Consider the following 964-nt stretch of genomic DNA (forward strand, 5'->3'; position numbering starts at 1 on the left):
CAACCGCGCCGTCGTGATGCTCGTCATCGACGTCTCGGAATCGATGGCCTCCAACGACGTTCCGCCCAACCGCCTGGCCGCGGCGAAGGAGGCCGGCAAGCAATTCGCCGACCAGCTGACCCCGGCCATCAACCTGGGGCTGGTGGAGTTCGCGGCCAACGCCACACTGCTGGTCCCCCCGACGACGAACCGCGGCGCGGTGAAGTCGGGCATCGACAGCCTGCAGCCGGCCCCGAAAACCGCTACGGGAGAAGGCATCTTCACCGCGTTGCAGGCGATCGCGACGGTCGGTTCGGTGATGGGTGGCGGCGAGGGCCCGCCGCCGGCCCGCATCGTGCTGCTTTCCGACGGCCGCGAGAACAAGCCGTCCAACCCCAGTGACCCGCACGACGGTGTCTACACCGCGGCGCGCCTGGCCAAGGACGAGGGCGTGCCCATCTCGACGATCTCGTTCGGAACCAAGGGCGGTGAGATCGAGATGGACGGGCAGCGCGTCGCGGTCCCGGTGTCGACCGACCAGATGAAGACGATCGCCAGACTCTCCGGCGGGCAGCCCTACACCGCCACCAACCTCGGCGAGCTCGAAAAGAGCTACAACGCGATCGAGAACGAGATCGGTTACCGCACGGTGCCGGGCCCGGGCAGCGCCGGCTGGCTGCGCCTCGGGGTGCTGGCCGCACTGATCGCGACCGCGTTGGCGCTGTTGATCAATCGGCGCCTGCCGACCTAGCGCGTATCAGGCGGGCAGCCGGCGGTTCAGCAGCAGGCCGGCCAGCACGGCGCCGGCCATCACGACGGCACCGAGCAGCATCCAGGCCAGGCTGGCATCGCCCTTGACGGTTTCGTAGCCGATCTGGCGCTGCAGCGTCGTGTACACGTTCTCCAGCGAGTCCAGGCTGTCGGCGTGGAAGGCCTGGCCGTCGGTGATCTCGCCGATCTTCTGCAGGGTCTGATCGTCCACCGG

Annotated in this window: 1 protein-coding gene and 1 pseudogene; one reads left to right on the forward strand and one right to left on the reverse strand. The window is 68.7% G+C overall.

Translation table 11 applies throughout. The annotated features are described in order from the left end of the window. Positions 1 to 730 (forward strand): VWA domain-containing protein (locus tag A5775_RS11015; protein ID WP_067251830.1); only part of this gene is annotated, 730 nt, incomplete at its 5' end. A gap of 6 nt (positions 731 to 736) precedes the next feature. Here A5775_RS11015 and A5775_RS11020 read toward each other — a convergent pair. After that, a pseudogene (locus tag A5775_RS11020) lies at positions 737 to 964 on the reverse strand (hypothetical protein); the annotation flags it as partial.

The sequence above is a fragment of the Mycobacterium sp. 852002-10029_SCH5224772 genome, from assembly GCF_001667315.1.
In the GTDB taxonomy this organism is placed as follows: Bacteria; Actinomycetota; Actinomycetes; order Mycobacteriales; family Mycobacteriaceae; genus Mycobacterium.